The organism is Pseudomonas sp. NPDC087029 (assembly GCF_044745345.1).
GTDB classification, from domain to species: domain Bacteria; phylum Pseudomonadota; class Gammaproteobacteria; order Pseudomonadales; family Pseudomonadaceae; genus Aquipseudomonas; species Aquipseudomonas faucium.
Map to the genome: position 1 here is coordinate 293,660 of NZ_JBIVAB010000006.1, position 15,157 is coordinate 308,816.

General features: G+C 66.7%; 15 protein-coding genes. 6 read left to right on the forward strand and 9 right to left on the reverse strand.

Going from position 1 to position 15,157, the window contains the following annotated elements; genetic code table 11:
• Positions 1 to 61 precede the first annotated feature (61 nt).
• Both ACIPG5_RS13515 and ACIPG5_RS13520 read left to right on the forward strand, forming a co-directional pair.
• The gene (locus ACIPG5_RS13515) at positions 62 to 526 is read left to right on the forward strand and encodes a multidrug transporter (RefSeq protein ID WP_176512294.1); all 465 of its coding nucleotides are present in this window, start codon (positions 62 to 64) and stop codon (positions 524 to 526) included.
• A gap of 48 nt (positions 527 to 574) precedes the next feature.
• Positions 575 to 1,387: an SDR family oxidoreductase gene (locus ACIPG5_RS13520; protein WP_176512293.1), complete on the forward strand. Its 813-nt coding sequence runs from the start codon at positions 575 to 577 to the stop codon at positions 1,385 to 1,387.
• 121 nt (positions 1,388 to 1,508) lie between these two features.
• On the opposite strand, the gene ACIPG5_RS13525 is transcribed toward ACIPG5_RS13520, so the two are convergent.
• From ACIPG5_RS13525 to ACIPG5_RS13545, 5 genes are all read right to left on the reverse strand, one after another.
• Positions 1,509 to 2,303, reverse strand: coding sequence for an SDR family NAD(P)-dependent oxidoreductase (locus ACIPG5_RS13525; protein WP_401375528.1), 795 nt, complete (start codon positions 2,301 to 2,303; stop codon positions 1,509 to 1,511).
• A gap of 13 nt (positions 2,304 to 2,316) precedes the next feature.
• Positions 2,317 to 3,771: an efflux transporter outer membrane subunit gene (locus ACIPG5_RS13530; protein ID WP_401375530.1), complete on the reverse strand. Its 1,455-nt coding sequence runs from the start codon at positions 3,769 to 3,771 to the stop codon at positions 2,317 to 2,319.
• On the reverse strand, positions 3,768 to 4,829 hold the full coding sequence (locus tag ACIPG5_RS13535; protein ID WP_401375533.1) for an HlyD family secretion protein: 1,062 nt from the start codon (positions 4,827 to 4,829) through the stop codon (positions 3,768 to 3,770). The genes ACIPG5_RS13530 and ACIPG5_RS13535 overlap by 4 nt, the downstream gene beginning before the upstream one ends.
• 28 nt (positions 4,830 to 4,857) lie before the next feature.
• Entirely contained in the window at positions 4,858 to 6,399 is a 1,542-nt protein-coding gene (locus ACIPG5_RS13540; RefSeq protein ID WP_401375535.1) for an MFS transporter, read from the reverse strand.
• Between the two features lie 220 nt (positions 6,400 to 6,619).
• Positions 6,620 to 7,528 carry a LysR family transcriptional regulator gene (locus ACIPG5_RS13545; protein ID WP_176512289.1) on the reverse strand — a complete coding sequence of 303 codons (909 nt, stop codon included), beginning with the start codon at positions 7,526 to 7,528 and terminating at the stop codon, positions 6,620 to 6,622.
• A 252-nt stretch (positions 7,529 to 7,780) separates the two neighbouring features.
• Here ACIPG5_RS13545 and ACIPG5_RS13550 point away from each other — a divergent pair, with 252 nt between their 5' ends.
• The 3 genes from ACIPG5_RS13550 to ACIPG5_RS13560 all read left to right on the forward strand — a co-directional run bounded on the left by ACIPG5_RS13550 (position 7,781) and on the right by ACIPG5_RS13560 (position 9,114).
• The gene (locus ACIPG5_RS13550) at positions 7,781 to 8,227 is read left to right on the forward strand and encodes a universal stress protein (RefSeq protein WP_401375538.1); all 447 of its coding nucleotides are present in this window, start codon (positions 7,781 to 7,783) and stop codon (positions 8,225 to 8,227) included.
• Positions 8,228 to 8,320: 93 nt separating this feature from the next.
• Positions 8,321 to 8,647 carry a type II toxin-antitoxin system PrlF family antitoxin gene (locus tag ACIPG5_RS13555; protein ID WP_236193930.1) on the forward strand — a complete coding sequence of 109 codons (327 nt, stop codon included), beginning with the start codon at positions 8,321 to 8,323 and terminating at the stop codon, positions 8,645 to 8,647.
• On the forward strand, positions 8,644 to 9,114 hold the full coding sequence (locus tag ACIPG5_RS13560) for a type II toxin-antitoxin system YhaV family toxin (protein ID WP_401375541.1): 471 nt from the start codon (positions 8,644 to 8,646) through the stop codon (positions 9,112 to 9,114). Before ACIPG5_RS13555 ends, ACIPG5_RS13560 begins: the two co-directional genes overlap by 4 nt.
• A 52-nt stretch (positions 9,115 to 9,166) precedes the next feature.
• Here the strand turns inward: ACIPG5_RS13560 and ACIPG5_RS13565 are convergent, their stop codons facing one another.
• Genes ACIPG5_RS13565 through ACIPG5_RS13580 form a run of 4 tightly spaced genes read right to left on the reverse strand, consistent with a single transcriptional unit; the run spans position 9,167 to position 13,943 of the window.
• Positions 9,167 to 10,027 carry an HlyD family secretion protein gene (locus ACIPG5_RS13565; RefSeq protein ID WP_176517723.1) on the reverse strand — a complete coding sequence of 287 codons (861 nt, stop codon included), beginning with the start codon at positions 10,025 to 10,027 and terminating at the stop codon, positions 9,167 to 9,169.
• Positions 10,028 to 10,037: 10 nt separating this feature from the next.
• On the reverse strand, positions 10,038 to 10,238 hold the full coding sequence (locus ACIPG5_RS13570) for a DUF1656 domain-containing protein (protein ID WP_008097766.1): 201 nt from the start codon (positions 10,236 to 10,238) through the stop codon (positions 10,038 to 10,040).
• A gap of 1 nt (position 10,239) precedes the next feature.
• Complete coding sequence (locus tag ACIPG5_RS13575; protein WP_236235286.1) at positions 10,240 to 12,417, reverse strand: FUSC family protein; 2,178 nt, start codon at positions 12,415 to 12,417, stop codon at positions 10,240 to 10,242.
• On the reverse strand, positions 12,414 to 13,943 hold the full coding sequence (locus tag ACIPG5_RS13580) for an efflux transporter outer membrane subunit (RefSeq protein ID WP_176517721.1): 1,530 nt from the start codon (positions 13,941 to 13,943) through the stop codon (positions 12,414 to 12,416). The genes ACIPG5_RS13575 and ACIPG5_RS13580 overlap by 4 nt, the downstream gene beginning before the upstream one ends.
• Positions 13,944 to 14,133: 190 nt before the next feature.
• Between ACIPG5_RS13580 and ACIPG5_RS13585 the strand changes: the two genes are divergently transcribed.
• Positions 14,134 to 15,081, forward strand: a complete 948-nt coding sequence (locus tag ACIPG5_RS13585; protein WP_176517720.1) for a LysR family transcriptional regulator — start codon at positions 14,134 to 14,136, stop codon at positions 15,079 to 15,081.
• Positions 15,082 to 15,157 lie beyond the last annotated feature (76 nt).

Sequence of the window (15,157 nt, forward strand, 5' to 3'; positions counted from 1 at the left end):
GAGGCCACCGTGATTTGGCGCTACGATGGTCGGACCTGCGCAAACAAGGTCTGCCCGCATCATGATCATCGGTGCCTTCCTCATCCTCACCTGGCTGGTGCTGCTGTTGCGCTACCCGGCCAAGGCCCTGCCGATCTCGCTGGCGGCCGTACTCGGCCTCGGCCTGGTCGCCCTGTGGGTGGTCTGGCAAGACCAGCGCGAAGCCTCGCAACTGGCGCGGCTGGACCTGCGCCTGACCTATGCCCCTGAACACTGCCCTGCCGACCGCGCGTTGCAGGTGCACATGAAAAACGGCAACAAGGCCCCGCTCACCGAACTGCGCTGGCGCGTGGCGGCGTATGCCCCGGGCGATACCGTGAACCTGGCCGAGAACACCTACGCCGCACCGCGCTATCGCGGGCCGGGCGACCTGCAGCCGGGGACCGAGTGGCAAGACTGCCTGCCATTGCCGCCGCTGCGTGCGGGCTACCGGCCGCAGACCCTGGAATTTCGTGCCGAGCACCTGCAAGGCAGCTTTGCCAATTGATGCATTGCCTGCGCTGATCCCAACATCCCCCAGTAAACAGGCCTCCCCATGCCCACCGTCCTGATCACCGGTTGTTCCAGCGGCATCGGCCGCGCCCTGGCCGACGCTTTGCGCGATGCCGGCCACACCGTCTGGGCCACCGCCCGCAAACCCGAGGATGTCGCGCAACTGAGCGCCGCAGGCTTCACCGCCCGGCAACTGGACGTGAACGACAACGACGCCCTGGCGCGCCTGGCCGCAGAGCTCGAAACCCTCGACATCCTGATCAACAACGCCGGCTACGGCGCCATGGGGCCGCTGCTCGATGGCGGTGTCGACGCCATGCGCCAGCAGTTCGAAACCAACGTCTTCGCCGTGGTCGGCGTTACCCGCGCACTGTTCCCATTGCTGCGCCGCTCACGCGGCCTGGTGGTGAACATCGGCAGTGTGTCCGGGGTGCTGGTCACGCCGTTTGCCGGCGCCTACTGCGCCTCCAAGGCCGCCGTGCATGCCTTGAGCGATGCCCTGCGCCTGGAGCTTGCGCCGTTCGGGGTGCGGGTGATGGAAGTGCAGCCGGGGGCGATTGCCTCGCAGTTCGCCAGTAATGCCCAGCGCCAGGCCGAGCAGGTGCTGGCGGCGGATTCGCCGTGGTGGCCGTTGCGTGAGCAGGTGCAGGCACGGGCGCGAGCTTCGCAGGACAAACCGACGCCTGCGGCGGTGTTTGCCCAAGGGGTGCTGGCCGCGCTGGGCAAGTCGCCGGTGCCGGCGGTGGTGCGGCTGGGCAACGGCAGTACCGCGTTGCCGTTGATGGCCCGGCTGCTGCCGCGGCGGTTGCTGGATTGGGCGTTGCGCAAGCGCTTCGGGCTTTTGCGGCCGCTTTGAGTTTGCAGCTGCCTGTGCCGGCCTCTTCGCGGGGCAAGCCCGCTCCCACAGGTTCAACCACAGCACATGACCTGTGGGAGCCGGCTTGCCGGCGATGGGGCCGGCACAGGCAACCCACGAATCAGGCAATCGACCGCAGCACCCCACCATCCACCCGCAACGCCGCCCCGGTGGTCGCACTGGCCTGCATCGACGCCAGGTACACCACCATGCTGGCCACCTCCTCCACCGTCGCCAGGCGCTGGATCAGCGAGCTCGGCCGGTGCTCGGCAACGAAGTTGGCTTCCAGCTCATCCGTGGACACCCCCTGCTCCTGCGCCAGCTTGGCAAAGAAATCGCTCACCCCTTCCGAGCGAGTCGGCCCCGGCAACACCGAGTTCACCGTCACCCCGCTACCGGCCAAGGTCTCGGCCAACCCCCGCGACACCGCCAGCAGCGCCGTCTTGGTCATGCCGTAGTGGACCATCTCGGTGGGGATCTGCAGCGCCGACTCGCTGGACAGGAAGATCACCCGCCCCCATTTGCGCTCGGCCATGCCCTGGGCGTAATGGCGCGACAGGCGCACGGCGCTGAGCACGTTGACATCGAAGAAGCGCAGCCAGTCAGCATCGTCGATCTCGAAGAAGGGCTTGGGCTCGAAGATGCCCAGGTTGTTGACCAGGATGTCGGTGTGCGGCACCTGGTCGAACAGCGCCTGCGCGCCCACTGCGGTACTCAGGTCGGCAGCGATGCCGATGATGCGCGCCTGCGGCAAGCGCTCTCGCACCGCGTTCAGGGCTTCATCGACACGCGCCTGGGTGCGCCCATTGAGCACCACTTCGGCGCCTGCTTCGGCCAGCCCCGTGGCGATGGCCAGGCCGATGCCAGCGGTCGAGCCGCTGACGATGGCGCGCTTGCCGTTCAAGGAAATATGCATCTGTGCACCCTCTCTAGCTGTGAGAATTACCCGGCTGCTCGTCGAACGCCTGCCAGCCACCGCCCAGGGCCTTGTACAGCCCCACCAGCGCCTGCGACACCGCGGCCGAACTGTCGATCCACTGCTCTTCGCTGGCCAGCAACGCGCCTTGCACGGTCAGCACGTTGAGAAAGTCCACCGCACCCTCGACGTACTGACGCTGGGCCGTTTCCAGCGCGATGCGGTTCTGCCGCACCGCTTCGGCCAGGTGGTCGCGACGCAACTGGCTGGCGTTGTACAGGCGTAGCACATCGTCGATTTCGTGCCAGGCGCCAAGCACCACCTTGCGGTAGTTCAGCGCCGCTTCCTGCTGCTGCGCCTCGCGCAACTGCAGGGTGCCGGCCAGCCGCCCACCCTCGAAGATCGGCAGCGACAGCTGCGGGCCGAAGGCAAAGCGGCGCGAATCCCAGGCGCCGAAATCGGCAAGTTGCAGGGCCTGAAAACCGACACTGCCCGACAGACGGATGCTCGGGTAGAAGTCCGCCTTGGCCACGCCAATGCTCGCCGTGGCGGCATGCAGGCGGGCTTCGGCCTGGCGGATGTCGGGGCGGCGCTGGGCCAGCTCGGACGGCAGGCCAATGGCGAACGTCTGCTGCGGCGCGGGCAGTTGCGCGTCTTCGAGCAACTCGGCCTGCAGGCTGCGCGGCGGTTCGGCGGCCAGCAGGCTGAGGGCGTTGATCAGGTCATCTCGCCGGGCTTCAAGGCTCGGCAGGCGCGCCTCGATGGACGCCACCTGGGCGCTGGCCTGGGCCACATCGAGGCGCGTGGCGACGCCTTCGGCCTGACGGTTTTCGGACAGTTTCAGGCTGTGCCGGGCAACCTCCAGGTTGTTGCGATTCACCTCCAGGGTGTGCTGCACGGCACGCAGCTGGATGTAGTTGCCAGCCGTTTCCGAAAGCAGCGCCAGCAACACGCCGCGGCGGTCGTTCTCGGCCACTTCGACGCTGGCGTCGGCGGCTTCCACCTGGCGCCGCACGCGGCCCCACAGGTCCAGCTCCCAGCCCGCGACCAGGTCGCCCTGCCACAGGTTGAAGGCCGACTTGCCCGAGTGCCCGGAAGGGTCGCTCAAGCCTTCGGCGCTGTTGCGCGCGCGGCTGTAACCAGCGCTGGCATCGACCGACGGCGTTTCATTGGCCGCGACGGTGCTGCGCAGGGCGCGGCTCTGCAGCAGGCGGGCACTGGCCATCTGCAGGTCGAGGTTGCGCTCGGCGACGCGCTGGATCAGCGCACTCAGCTGCGCATCATGAAAGGTCTCCCACCAGCGCAACTGCAGCGGCTCGGCCTGCGGCTGGCTCGCGGCAGCCTCGCCTTGCAGCGGCGCCCATTGCTGCGGCGCCTGGCTGTCCGGGCGCTGGAAGTCGGGGCCCAGGGTGCAGCCGGCCAGCAGCACGGCCAGCAGCAGCGGGCTCAAGCGTGCGGCGGGTTTCATCGGGCGCTCACCTCTTTGCCGGCCAGGGTGTCGCCGCGGGTATCGATGGTCGCTTCCACCGACATGCCCACGCGCAGGCGGGCGAGCAGCGGCTGGCCGTCATCGAAGACGATCTTCACCGGAATGCGCTGCACCACCTTGGTGAAGTTGCCGGTGGCGTTGTCAGGCTTCACCGCCGCGAAGGTCACGCCGGTGGCCGGGGCGATGCTCTCGACATGGCCCTTGAGGGTTTCCCCGGAGAAGGTGTCGACGCTGATGTTCACCGGCTGGCCCGGCTGCACATGGGTGAGCTGGGTTTCCTGGAAGTTGCCGACCACGTAGGCCTGTTGCAGCGGCACCACCGACAGCAGGCGCGCGCCCGGGTTGACGAAGGCGCCCACGCGCAGGGCGCGCTCGCCGACCATGCCATCGACCGGCGCGGTGATGCGCGTGTAGGACAGGTCCAGCCGGGCTTTTTCCAGGCCGGCTTCGGCCCGCTTGAACTGGCCGTCGGCACTGGCCACCTGGGCGCTGAGGATGTCCACTTGCTTGCGCGTGGCCACCAGCGCCGCCTGGGTGTTGGCCAGCCGCGCACGGGCCTGGTCGACCCGGCTGCGCGCCTGCTGGGCGTTCTGCACGGTGCCGGCGCCCTGCTCGGCCAGGCGGCTGTAGCGGTTGACTTCATGGTCGGCGAAGGCCGCTTCGGCCTGGGCCGCCTTCACCGCCGCCTCGGCCTGGGCGATCAGCGAAGCCTGGCGCTCCAGGGTGGCGCGGGCATCGGCGCTCTGCGCCTTGGCCACCAGCAATTGGGCCTGGGCGGCGTCCAGTGCGGCCTGGTAATCACGCGCATCGATGGTTGCCAGCAGCTGGCCGGCCTGGACCTGCTGGTTGTCCTCGACCAGCACCTCCTTGATGAAGCCGGCGACCTTCGGCGCCACCACGGTGTAGTCGGCGATCACATAGGCATCGTTGGTGCTCTGCCGGTGGTCGCTGCCCACTATCCAGGGGCCGACGATGCCAGCCAGCACGGCCACGGCGAGCACCGAGGCGATCACGATTGTCTTGCGCTTGTGGGTCATTTTCAGCGGTCTCGAATTCATCCAGGGGTCAGGCCACCGCACGCGGCGGGTAGACCCGGGTAGGCACGAAAGGAATCAGGCAGATCAGCGCCACGGCGACGCAGGCCATGACCAGGTACAGGTCGGCCGAGGTCAGCACCAGCGCCTGGTCGTGGATACGCTTGGCCAGGCCCGCGGCGTTATCGTCGATCAGCGGGGCGTTGCCCAGGCTGTCCACCAGGTGGTTGGAATGAAAATGCCGGCGCAGGGTGCCCAGGGCATCCAGCAGGCCGCCGGCGATCACCGCGGCCAGGCCCTTGACGGTGTTGAACCAGCTGGAGGCGAACGGGCCTTCCTGCGGGGTCATGCCATTGGTGGAGAGCATCAGCAGCGGCAGCACGGCCATCGGCTGGCCGAACACCTGCAGCAGGTAGAACGGGTAGAAGTCGCCGCGAATCCATTGCGAGGTCAGCAGGCTGCTGCCCACGCACGACGCCGCCAGCATCGCCAGCCCCGCGGCCAGCACCCAGCGGCAGTCCACCGCGCGGATGTTGCACAACGCCGCCGTCAGCGGCAGGGCAATGAGCTGCGGCATGGCCACCAGCATCATCAGCGGGCTGGTCTGCGCCGGGCGATAGCCCTGGATCTGTGCCAGGTAGGCCGATGGAATGCTGCCCACACCAGACAGCACGATCAGCACGCCGGCCAGGGTCACCAGGGCGAAGCTCAGGTTGCGCCGCTGCAGCATGCGCAGCTGGAAGAACGGCAGCGGCTCGGACCATTCGTTGTACATGAACAGCACCAGCAACAGCGCACCGCCGCCCAGCAGCCAGCAGATCAGCGGCGAATCGAACCAGCCCCAGCGGTCGCCCAGCGACAGGCCCAGGACGATGCAGCTGATGGCCGGCAGGCCGAGCAGCACGCCGCGCCAGTCGAACTGCGCGAAGCGCTCCAGGCGCAGTGGGTCTTGTGGCAGGCCCCAGCCGACGCAGAACATGGCCAGCGCCGAGGGCAGGATGATCTGCCAGAACGCCCACTGCCAGCCGACATATTCGGTCCACAGCCCGGCCAGTGGCGTGCCCAGGTTGGGGCCGAAGGTGGCGGTCAGGGCGTAGCAGGCCAGGCCATAGACCTTGATGCCCGGCGGCAGGAAGCGCAGCGCCACGCTCATCAGCATGGGCGGCAAGGCGCCCGAGGCGAAGCCCTGGAGCACGCGCAGCAGCATCAGGCTGTGCAGGTTAGGCGCGAACGGCTGCAGCAGGCCAAGCACGGCGAACAGGCCGACCGCACTGAGGGTGAAGCGGCGCAGGGAGAAGGTGGTGGCCAGCCAGGGGGCGAAGGCCATGGCCGAGACCGAGGCGGCGCTGTACACCGCCAGCAGCCAGGCGCCTTCGTCGGCGCCGATGCCCATGGCGCCGCGGATGTCGGCCAGGGAGATCTTGGTCACCGACTCGTTGAGGCCGGCGCAGAGCACTGCCAGCAGCACACCGAACAGCCCGACCACCACCCGCAGGCCGAACGCCGCCTGCACAGGCGCGGCCGGCGCGGGGGCGGCGGCGAGCGTGGCAGAGGGGGTGGTCAGGGAACTCATGGGAAGACATCTCCAGCAACAAATTTGCGACTGGGGCAAGTCTATGAAGGTCGAATGCTGACGAAAACTGACTTCTCGGTAGTTTCAAGTTGCGTCAGACGCAATCCGGGTTTGTCAGTGAAGGCCCTATCGCCGGCAAGCCGGCTCCCACAAGGGGGGGAGCAGCGGCCTGCTTTTTTTGTGGGAGCTGGCTTGCTGGCGATAGGGCCCCAACAGGCGATCAGGGATCGACGCTGCAACAGGCCTTCAAGGTCTGGCGCAGCCAGCGATGCGCCGGGTCGTTGTGAAACCGCGGGTGCCACGCCTGCAGCACCGTCACCCGCTCCAGCGGCACAGGGATCTCGAACGAGCGCAGCGGTAGCCCCAGCTTGTGCACGCTGTTGAGGATGTTCGCCGGCATCGGCAGGATCAGGTCCGAATCCGGCAGCGAGAACAGGGCCGAGTGAAAACTCGGGGTAATCAGTGCCACCCGCCGCGGGGCCTTGAAGTTGGCCAGTTCCACATCGATCGGCCCATTGGCGCGCCCGCGCCGGGAGACGCTGATCTGTGGATAACTGGCAAAGCTGTGGGGCGTGATCGGTTGCTCGAAGATCGGGTGGTCGCGCCGCGCCAGGCCCACGTAGTACGTCTGGAACAGGCTCTGCACCTTGATTTCCGGGCCCAGGTCGACGGTCGAGCTGATGATCAGGTCGGTGCGCCCATCGCGCAGCACGCTGTCGTCATCACCGCCGGGGCTCTCGGGCACGAAGCGCAACACCGTGCGCGGCGCCTGCTCGTGCATGCGGCGCAGCAGCTGGGCGCCATACAAGGCAATGAACAGATCGTTGGTGCGGATGTTGAAGGCACGCTCGAGCCTGGGCAGGTCGACCTCATCGGCGCTGCGAAACACTTCGCCGGCCTGTTCCACCAGCGCCGCCACCTGCTCGCGCAGGGCCAGTGCCCGCGGTGTCGGCACCAGGCCGCGGCCGGCGCGCACCAGGATCGGGTCGCCCAGCGCATCGCGGATACGCCCCAGGGTCCGGCTCATGGCCGCCGGGCTCAGGTTCATGCGCTGCGCAGCGCCCACCACGCTGCCTTCGTCGAGCAGGGCATCGAGGGCGACGAGCAGGTTCATGTCCGGGAGTTGCATGGCCGTTTTCCGTGGCGGGTGTGGGAAGGTGATGTTAACAGCTTGGTGGATTGCACCAGACGCAATGCGCCCGTGCGTGGTGGGGCATTTATCTTGGCCAGTGAATCCGCCATAAGTCTTGCAGTGGCTGTACCGGCCCTATCGCCGGCAAGCCGGCTCCCACAGGTACACCACGATCACCTGTGGGAGCCGGCTTGCCGGCGATAGGGCCGGTACAGGCAACCATTCAACCTGCTTCAAGAAGGCCCCCACATGCCCACCCCCGTCCTGATCGCCATCGACGCCTCCCCCGCTTCCACTGCCCTGCTCGCCCTCGCCCGCCGCTACTGCCGCCCAAGCGACCACGAACTGCACGTGCTGCTGGCCATCGACTCCACCTTCGCCGTGCACGACAAACCCGCGCCCTACACCCCCGAGGAACTGGAGGAATACCCCGCTGCCTGCGAAGAACAGCACCTGGGCGAACGCGCCGTGGCCGAGGCGGTCGCCGCGCTGCAGCAGGCCGGGTTCGCCAGCCAGGGTTGCATGGTCGCCGGGCAGCCGGTCGAGGTGATCGTCAGCAAGGCACAGGAACTGGACTGCGAGCTGATCATCATGGGCCACCGGCATCTGTCACGGCTGGGGCGTTTGCTGGACCCATCGATCAGCGCGAAGGTGATCGATCGGGTTCAGGTGCCGGTGCTGGTGGGCGTGGCATAGGCCATTCATCCGCTCGGCCGGGCCTCTGCATTGACCAGGCAATGCAATCGCATTACCTTTGCAACCACCGCTGCAATGCAAAGGAACCAGGCCATGGCTGCTACCTTCGACGTTGAATCCACATTGACCGATCGCTACCAGACAACCGTTCCCGAGACGGTGCGACGCGCCCTGGGCTTGAAAAAACGCGACAAGATCCATTACTCGATCCAACCCGACGGGGGGGTGATACTCACCCGCGCTGAAGCAACCGAAGACGATCCGGTGCTGGGCCAGTTCCTGAACTTTCTGGCCCACGACATCGCTACCAATCCGCAACGTCTGCAGGTTGTCGATGCGCAACTCATCGCTCGCCTCGATAGCCTCGTGGGCGACGCTGAAATCGATCTGGATCAACCTCTGTCGGCGGACGATGAATGAGTGATGCCAGGAAGCCTTCAACGATTCATGGATGGACGGTATTTGCCCACCCGCTGTTTCTAGCCAACCTGGACGCGCTCCAGAGGCAAGTCGAGGCTCAGCGCCAGAAAGACCCTGCCGGGTACACGAAAAAGAACGCGTACAAACGACTGGCAGCCATCAGCCGGCTGGCCTTTGACGTCATTCCACAAGACCCGACCAAAGCAGAGTACCGCCAAGGTGCAACACTGGGCGCAGACCACAAGCACTGGTTCCGGGCAAAGTTCTTTCAACAGTACCGGTTGTTCTTTCGCTACCACACCCCCAGCAGGATCATCGTGCTGGCCTGGGTGAACGAAGACACCTGCAAGCGGGCCTATGAAAGCAGTGACGATGCTTACCAGGTCTTCCAGAAGATGTTGCTCAGCGGCCACCCTCCTGACGATTGGGATCAATTGCTGCAGGAGGCTGGCGCTGGATGTGACTGATCGTGCACCGCGGGCCTCTTCGCCAGCAGCGCGAAGAGGCCGCTGAAAAGGGTCACCCCTCGCTCGGCTTCACCACCACCGTGCAGGTCGTCCCCGCCGCCAGCAGATACCCCTGCGGCACTTCATCGATATGAATCCGCACCGGCACCCGCTGGGCCAGGCGCACCCAGTTGAAGGTCGGGTTGACGTCGGCGATCAGCTCGCGGCTCTGCGGGTTGTCGCGGTCGTAGATGCCGCGGGCGATGCTCTCCACATGGCCTTTGATGCGCTCGCCGCTCATCATCTGCAGCTCGGCCGTGTCGCCGACCTTCACGTGCGGCAGCTTGGTTTCCTCGAAGAAGCCGTACACCCAGAACGAGTTCTCGTCGACCACCGCCATCACCGCCTCGCCGGTGCGCGCGTAGTCGCCCTTGTGGATGTTCAGGTTGGTCACGTAGCCATCGACGGTGGCGACGATGTGCGTGCGCTTGAGGTTGAGCTCGGCCGCCGCCAGCTCGGCCTGGGCCTGCTGGTAATCGGCCAGGGCGGAGTTGGCGATGTTGCTGGCGTCGTCACGGTTTTCCTTGGAGATCACCAGGTTGTCCATGTCGGCACGGCGCTTGGCGTTGACCTTGCGCATCTCCCAGGTGGCCTTGCGCGAGGCGACCATGGCCTTGGCCTGGTCGACCGCCAGCTGGTAATGCTCGGGGTCGATCTGGATCAGCAGGTCACCCTTCTTCACCCGCTGGTTGTCCTTGACCGGCACGTCCACCACATAGCCCGGCACGTCGGCGGCGACGTTGATGATGTCGGCACGCACACGGCCATCGCGGGTCCAGGGCGTGGTCATGTAGTGCAGCCACAACTGGCGGCCGATCACCACGGCAGCGGTCAGCACCAGCAAGGTGGCGATCAGGCTGAAAAACTTTTTCATCGAAGGATTCTCACCAGTAGAGCGACAGCGCCAGGGCGCCGAACAGGCAGACGAACAGGGACAGGCGCAACAGCGCCGGGTGCCAGAAGAAGCGGTAGCCATCGTGGCTGGCGATGAACCGGTCCAGGCCCCAGGCCAGGCCCAGGGCGAACAGGAACATCAAGGTCATGGTGGGCATGTACACGCCATGGAAGGCGATTTCACGGGGCATTTCACGGAGCATCGTGCAGTCCTTTCGCCGGTGCCAGCGGCGACTGTGGGTCGAGCAGGGAAGAACGGATGAAGTGCAGGTAGCTCTGCGCACGGCGCAGCACCGAGGTGTCGAAGTGCCGGGCGAATGGCTCGTCGGTGGCCTGCACGCGGCTGATGGCGTGGTCCACCGCCACCAGGGCGCGTTCGTGGTTGCTGGCGCTGGGCTGCAGGAACAGCCGCGCCAGGGCGCGGCCCATGACCCGGATCGCCTGGCGCCACGGCTGCGACTCGGCATAGGCCGGGTGCACCGGGGCACGGGCCTGTTCCTTGCGCAGCTCGATGATGGCGTGGCCGACCTCCAGCACCGTGAACATCCAGCCCATCAGCTCGCTCTGCACCTTGGGCTTGCCGGCCGCCAGGCCATAGGCCTGGTGCAGCAGGTCGCGGGTGCGGCTCTCGAAGGCCGAGCCCAGGCCGCGCAGGCGCCCGCTGATGGCGAACAGCACCTGCTCGCGCAGCTCCTGCTCCAGGCGGCACCACAGCCAGCGGCTGTTGGGCGGCAGGATGATCGCCCCGGCCGCAGCGCAGACGAACATGCCGATGACCATGCCGATGTAGTCGTTGATGAAGGTGTAGGGGTCGTACACGGTCAGGTTGTTGGGCACCGAGCCGATCGCGAAGAACACCAGCAAGCCGATGCCGTAACCCGCGTAGGCCGGCCGTGAGGACAGGAACGCGCCAAGCACGAACACCGGCGCCAGGACCATGCACAGCAGTGGGAAGCCGTCGATCCAGGGGAATACGAAGAAGGTTTCGAAGAACCCGATGAAGGCGCCGATGGCCGTGCCGCAGGCCATCTGGAACGACATGCGCTTGGGGTTCGGCGAGGCCGCCGAAAGGCCCACGGTGACGGTGGCGATCAGGGTCATCATGGCCCCGCTGGGCCAGTCGCTGAGCAGCCAGTAGCTGCCCAGCAGCAACAGCACCGCCGAAGCCCGCACCCCGGCAGCCAGCGACACCAGCCAGCTGGTCTGCGCGACATAGGGTTCGTCCCACTGCTCGCGCTCGTGCTTGTGCGCAGCCAGCGAGGCGTGGGTTTCGGCGTAGCTGAACATCTCGTCGACGAAGCGGTAGAGCAGCTCGAAGGCGGTGTGGAAGTCGAGCAGGTCCGACTCGCTGGGGTTGGTCTGCAGGTACTCGTTGCGCAGGCCGCGCACCTGGGCCTGCAGGCCCTCCTTGTAGGCGGCCAGCTCCAGCGTCAGGCGCAGCGCGTCGGCGTCGGTCAGGGCCCTGCCCACGTAGGGCTGCAGCAGCTCGACCAAGGTATTGAGGCCCGGCTCGATGGCGCTGACGATCTGCAGCGGGCCGCGGGCGCGCAGGCGCTCGAGCAGCCGGTGCAGGGCGTTGAAGCGCGTGGTGATGGCCATGAACTCGCTGTTCATGCGCACCAGCCGGCCCGAACGCCTGCGCATGTGCGGGTCTTCGAAGGCGGTGACATTGCGCAGGCTCTCAAGGCCCACCGCCTCGGCGACGAAACGCACGTTGCTGGTTTCGAAGCGGTCGCGCTGGCTGTCGCCGCGCAGGGCTTCGACCACCACCCCGGCAAACACGCCAAAGCGTTGGTACAGGGCGTTGCGCATGGCCGCACTGGCCGATTGCGGCAGGATCGCGGCGCTGACGAAGGTCGACACCAGAATCCCCAGGGCAATCTCCAGCACCCGCCACACGGCCGCCATGAAGGCCTGGTCGGGGTGCTGCAGCACCGGCAGGCCGATCATCGCCGCGGTGTAGCCGGCCAGCACGAAGCCGTAGGCACGGAAGGTGCGGTAGCGCATGGCGCCGGCCGAGCACAGGCCCACCCACACGGCCAGGCTGGGCAAGAACAGCTCGGTGTTCTGCGGGAAGATGGCGATCAGCGCCACCATCATCGCCGAGCCGGCCAAGGTGCCCAGCACCCGGTAGAAACTCTTGGCGAAGACATGCCCGCTCTGCGGCTGCATGACGATGAACACGGTGATCATCGCCGTGCGCGGCTGCGGCAGTTCCAGGCGCATGGCCAGCCACAGGGTGATGAACGCGGCGGCCAGCACCTTGAAGATGTAGACCCAGGTCACCCCGTCGGTGCGCGCCCAGGCAAAGAAGCCCCGGCGCCACTCCAGGCTGTGCAGCCAACGCAGGGGCAGGCTTGATGTGCTCATTCGGCGTGGCCTGCCTTGCGCTCGAAGATGGCCAGGGTGGCCGGGGTTTTCGGCGCGTCCTGGCGGTCCTGGTCCGGCACGTCCTCGCCCGCCTGCAGGCCGCCGCCCAGGGCGGTGACCAGTTCGGCGTGGGCCACCAGCCGCGCAGCCTGCACCTGTTGCTGCACCTGCTGCTGGCGGAACAGCAGGGTTTGCGCGTTGAGCACGTTGAGGTAGTCGGTCAGGCCGCGCTGGAAGGCGACCAGGGCGATGTCGTAGGTTTTTTGCGCAGCGGCCACCGACTCGGCGGCGAAGTGCGACTGCTCTTTCATCGACTCGCGGCGGATCAGCTGGTCGGAAATGTTCTTCAGCGCACCGACCACGGTCTGGTTGTAGCGCGCCACGGCCATGTCGTAGCCCGCCGAGGCCACGCCCAGCTGCGAGCGCAGGCGGCCGCCATCGAAGATCGGCAGGCTGATGGCCGGGCCGACGTTGTAGTTGAACTTGCGCCCGGTGAGGAACTCCAGCGGGCCGCCGCCGGTGGCCATGAAGCCCAGGCTGCCGACCAGGTCGACGTTGGGGAAGAACCCGGCGTGGGCGACATCGATGCCACGCGCTTGCGCGGCCACCTGCCAGCGGCTGGCGACCACGTCGGGGCGCTGGCCGACCAGCTCGGCCGGCAGCGCCGAAGGCAGCTTCAGCGCGGCGCCGAGGGTCAGGGTCGGGCGCTGGATCTGCGCGCCGTCGCCCGGGCCCTTGCCCGCCAGCGCGGCGAGCTGGTTGCGGGTCAGGGCGATTTCTTCGTCGAGGCTGTCGAGCTGGCGGTGGGTTTCGGGCAGCGGCGCTTCGGCCTGGCTGACCTCGAAATGGGTACCGATGCCGCCCTCGAGGCGGCGCTTGGCCAGGGCCAGGATCTGCTCCTGCTGCTCGAGTTCGGCCTTGACGATGTCGCGCTGGGCAAAGTGCAGGCTCAGCTGGATGTAGGCACGCACCACGTTGTTCTGCAGTTCGAGCTGCGCCTGGCGGGCCTCGGCCACGCTCATGTGCGCCTGGTCCACGGCCTGCTCGCTGGCGTTGCGCTCGCGGCCCCAGAGGTCGAGGGCGTAGCTGAAGCCGATGGCGGCGTTGTTGTCCCAGGTGTTGGCACCGGACAGCGCGCCTGGGCCGTAGAACTGGTCTTCTGGCCAGTTGTGGCGCTTGAGGCTCGCCTGGCCGTTGACCTGGAGTTTTTCCGCCGATTCGACCACACCGGCCATGGCCTTGGCCTCCCGCACCCGCGCCGCGGCCATGGCCAGGCTCGGGCTGCCGGCAACGGCCAGGGCGAGCCAGCGATCGAGCTGGGGGTCGCCATAGGCGTGCCACCATTGCTGGTCGGGCCAATGGGCGTCGGTCGCGGCTTCACGGATGGCCGCGTCGGTGGTCAAGGTATTGGCTGGCAGCGCTTTGTCGTGCGGGGCGATGCCCCAGGTTCCGATACAGCCGCTCAAGGTAAGGCTAAGGGCACAGGCACTGAACGCTTGGAGCGTTCTGATGATGCGACGCGGCACAGCTGCGATTTCCCGAGGAAGAGGTGGAGGGCCCGGCAATTCTAGGGGGCCGTTGCACTGGCGATAAGCGCAGATTCCTGCGAATCTTTGTTACCGAAACAGCGATAATCCGGCTTTGGTCGAAGGCAACTTTTCGTTCTTTTGAAGTAACTTCGTGACACAATTTTGTCCTCTATCTTGAGAGTGACCCATGGACACCCTGCAAAACATGCGTGCTTTCAGTTGCGTAGCCCAGCTCGGCAGCTTCACCGCCGCCGCGGCGCAACTCGATACCACCACCGCGAACGTGTCGCGGGCGGTCTCCAACCTGGAAGCCCATCTGCAAACCCGGCTGCTCAACCGCACCACCCGGCGCATCGCGCTGACCGAGGCAGGCAAGCGCTACCTGATGCGCTGCGAACAGATTCTTACCTATGTGGAAGAAGCCGAAGCCGAGGCCAGCGACGCCCATGCCCGGCCTGCCGGGCAGCTGAAGGTGCACTCGATGACCGGGGTCGGCCAGCATTTCGTGGTCGATGCCATCGCCCGCTACCGCGAGTCGCACCCGGACGTCACCTTCGACCTGACCATGGCCAACCGCGTGCCCGACCTGCTCGACGAGGGCTACGACGTGTCCATCGTGCTGGCCACCGAGCTGCCGGACTCAGGCTTCGTCTCGCAGCGCCTGGGCATCACCTACAGCATCGTCTGCGCATCGCCTGAGTACGTGGCCCGGCATGGCTTTGCCAACAAGCCGCTGGACCTGCTCCAGCATGCCTGCCTGCGCATGGTCAGCCCGGTGATTCCGCTGGAGAAGTGGCTGTTCGATGGCCCCGAGGGGCAGGAGCTGGTCAACATCACCAGCTCGCCGTTCCAGGTCAACTCCGCCGATGCGATGAAAACCGCGATCCGCAGCGGCATGGGCATGGGTGTGCTGCCGATCTATTCGGCCATCGACGGGCTGCGCGATGGCAGCCTGGTGCGGGTGATGCCCGACTACCGCCTGCAGGAGCTGAACCTGTATGCCATCTACCCCTCGCGCCAGTACCTGGATGCCAAGATCAAGACCTGGGTCGAATACCTGCGCAACTCGCTGCCGGAAATCCTCGCGGCCCATGAGGCCGACCTGAAAACCCACGAGCTGCTGATCGCCAACTGAAAAAGCTGCTGCATTGCGGTGGTGGACAATGGTAGGTTGCTAACCATCGTTGCCCCCACCCCGCCTTGCAGAGAAG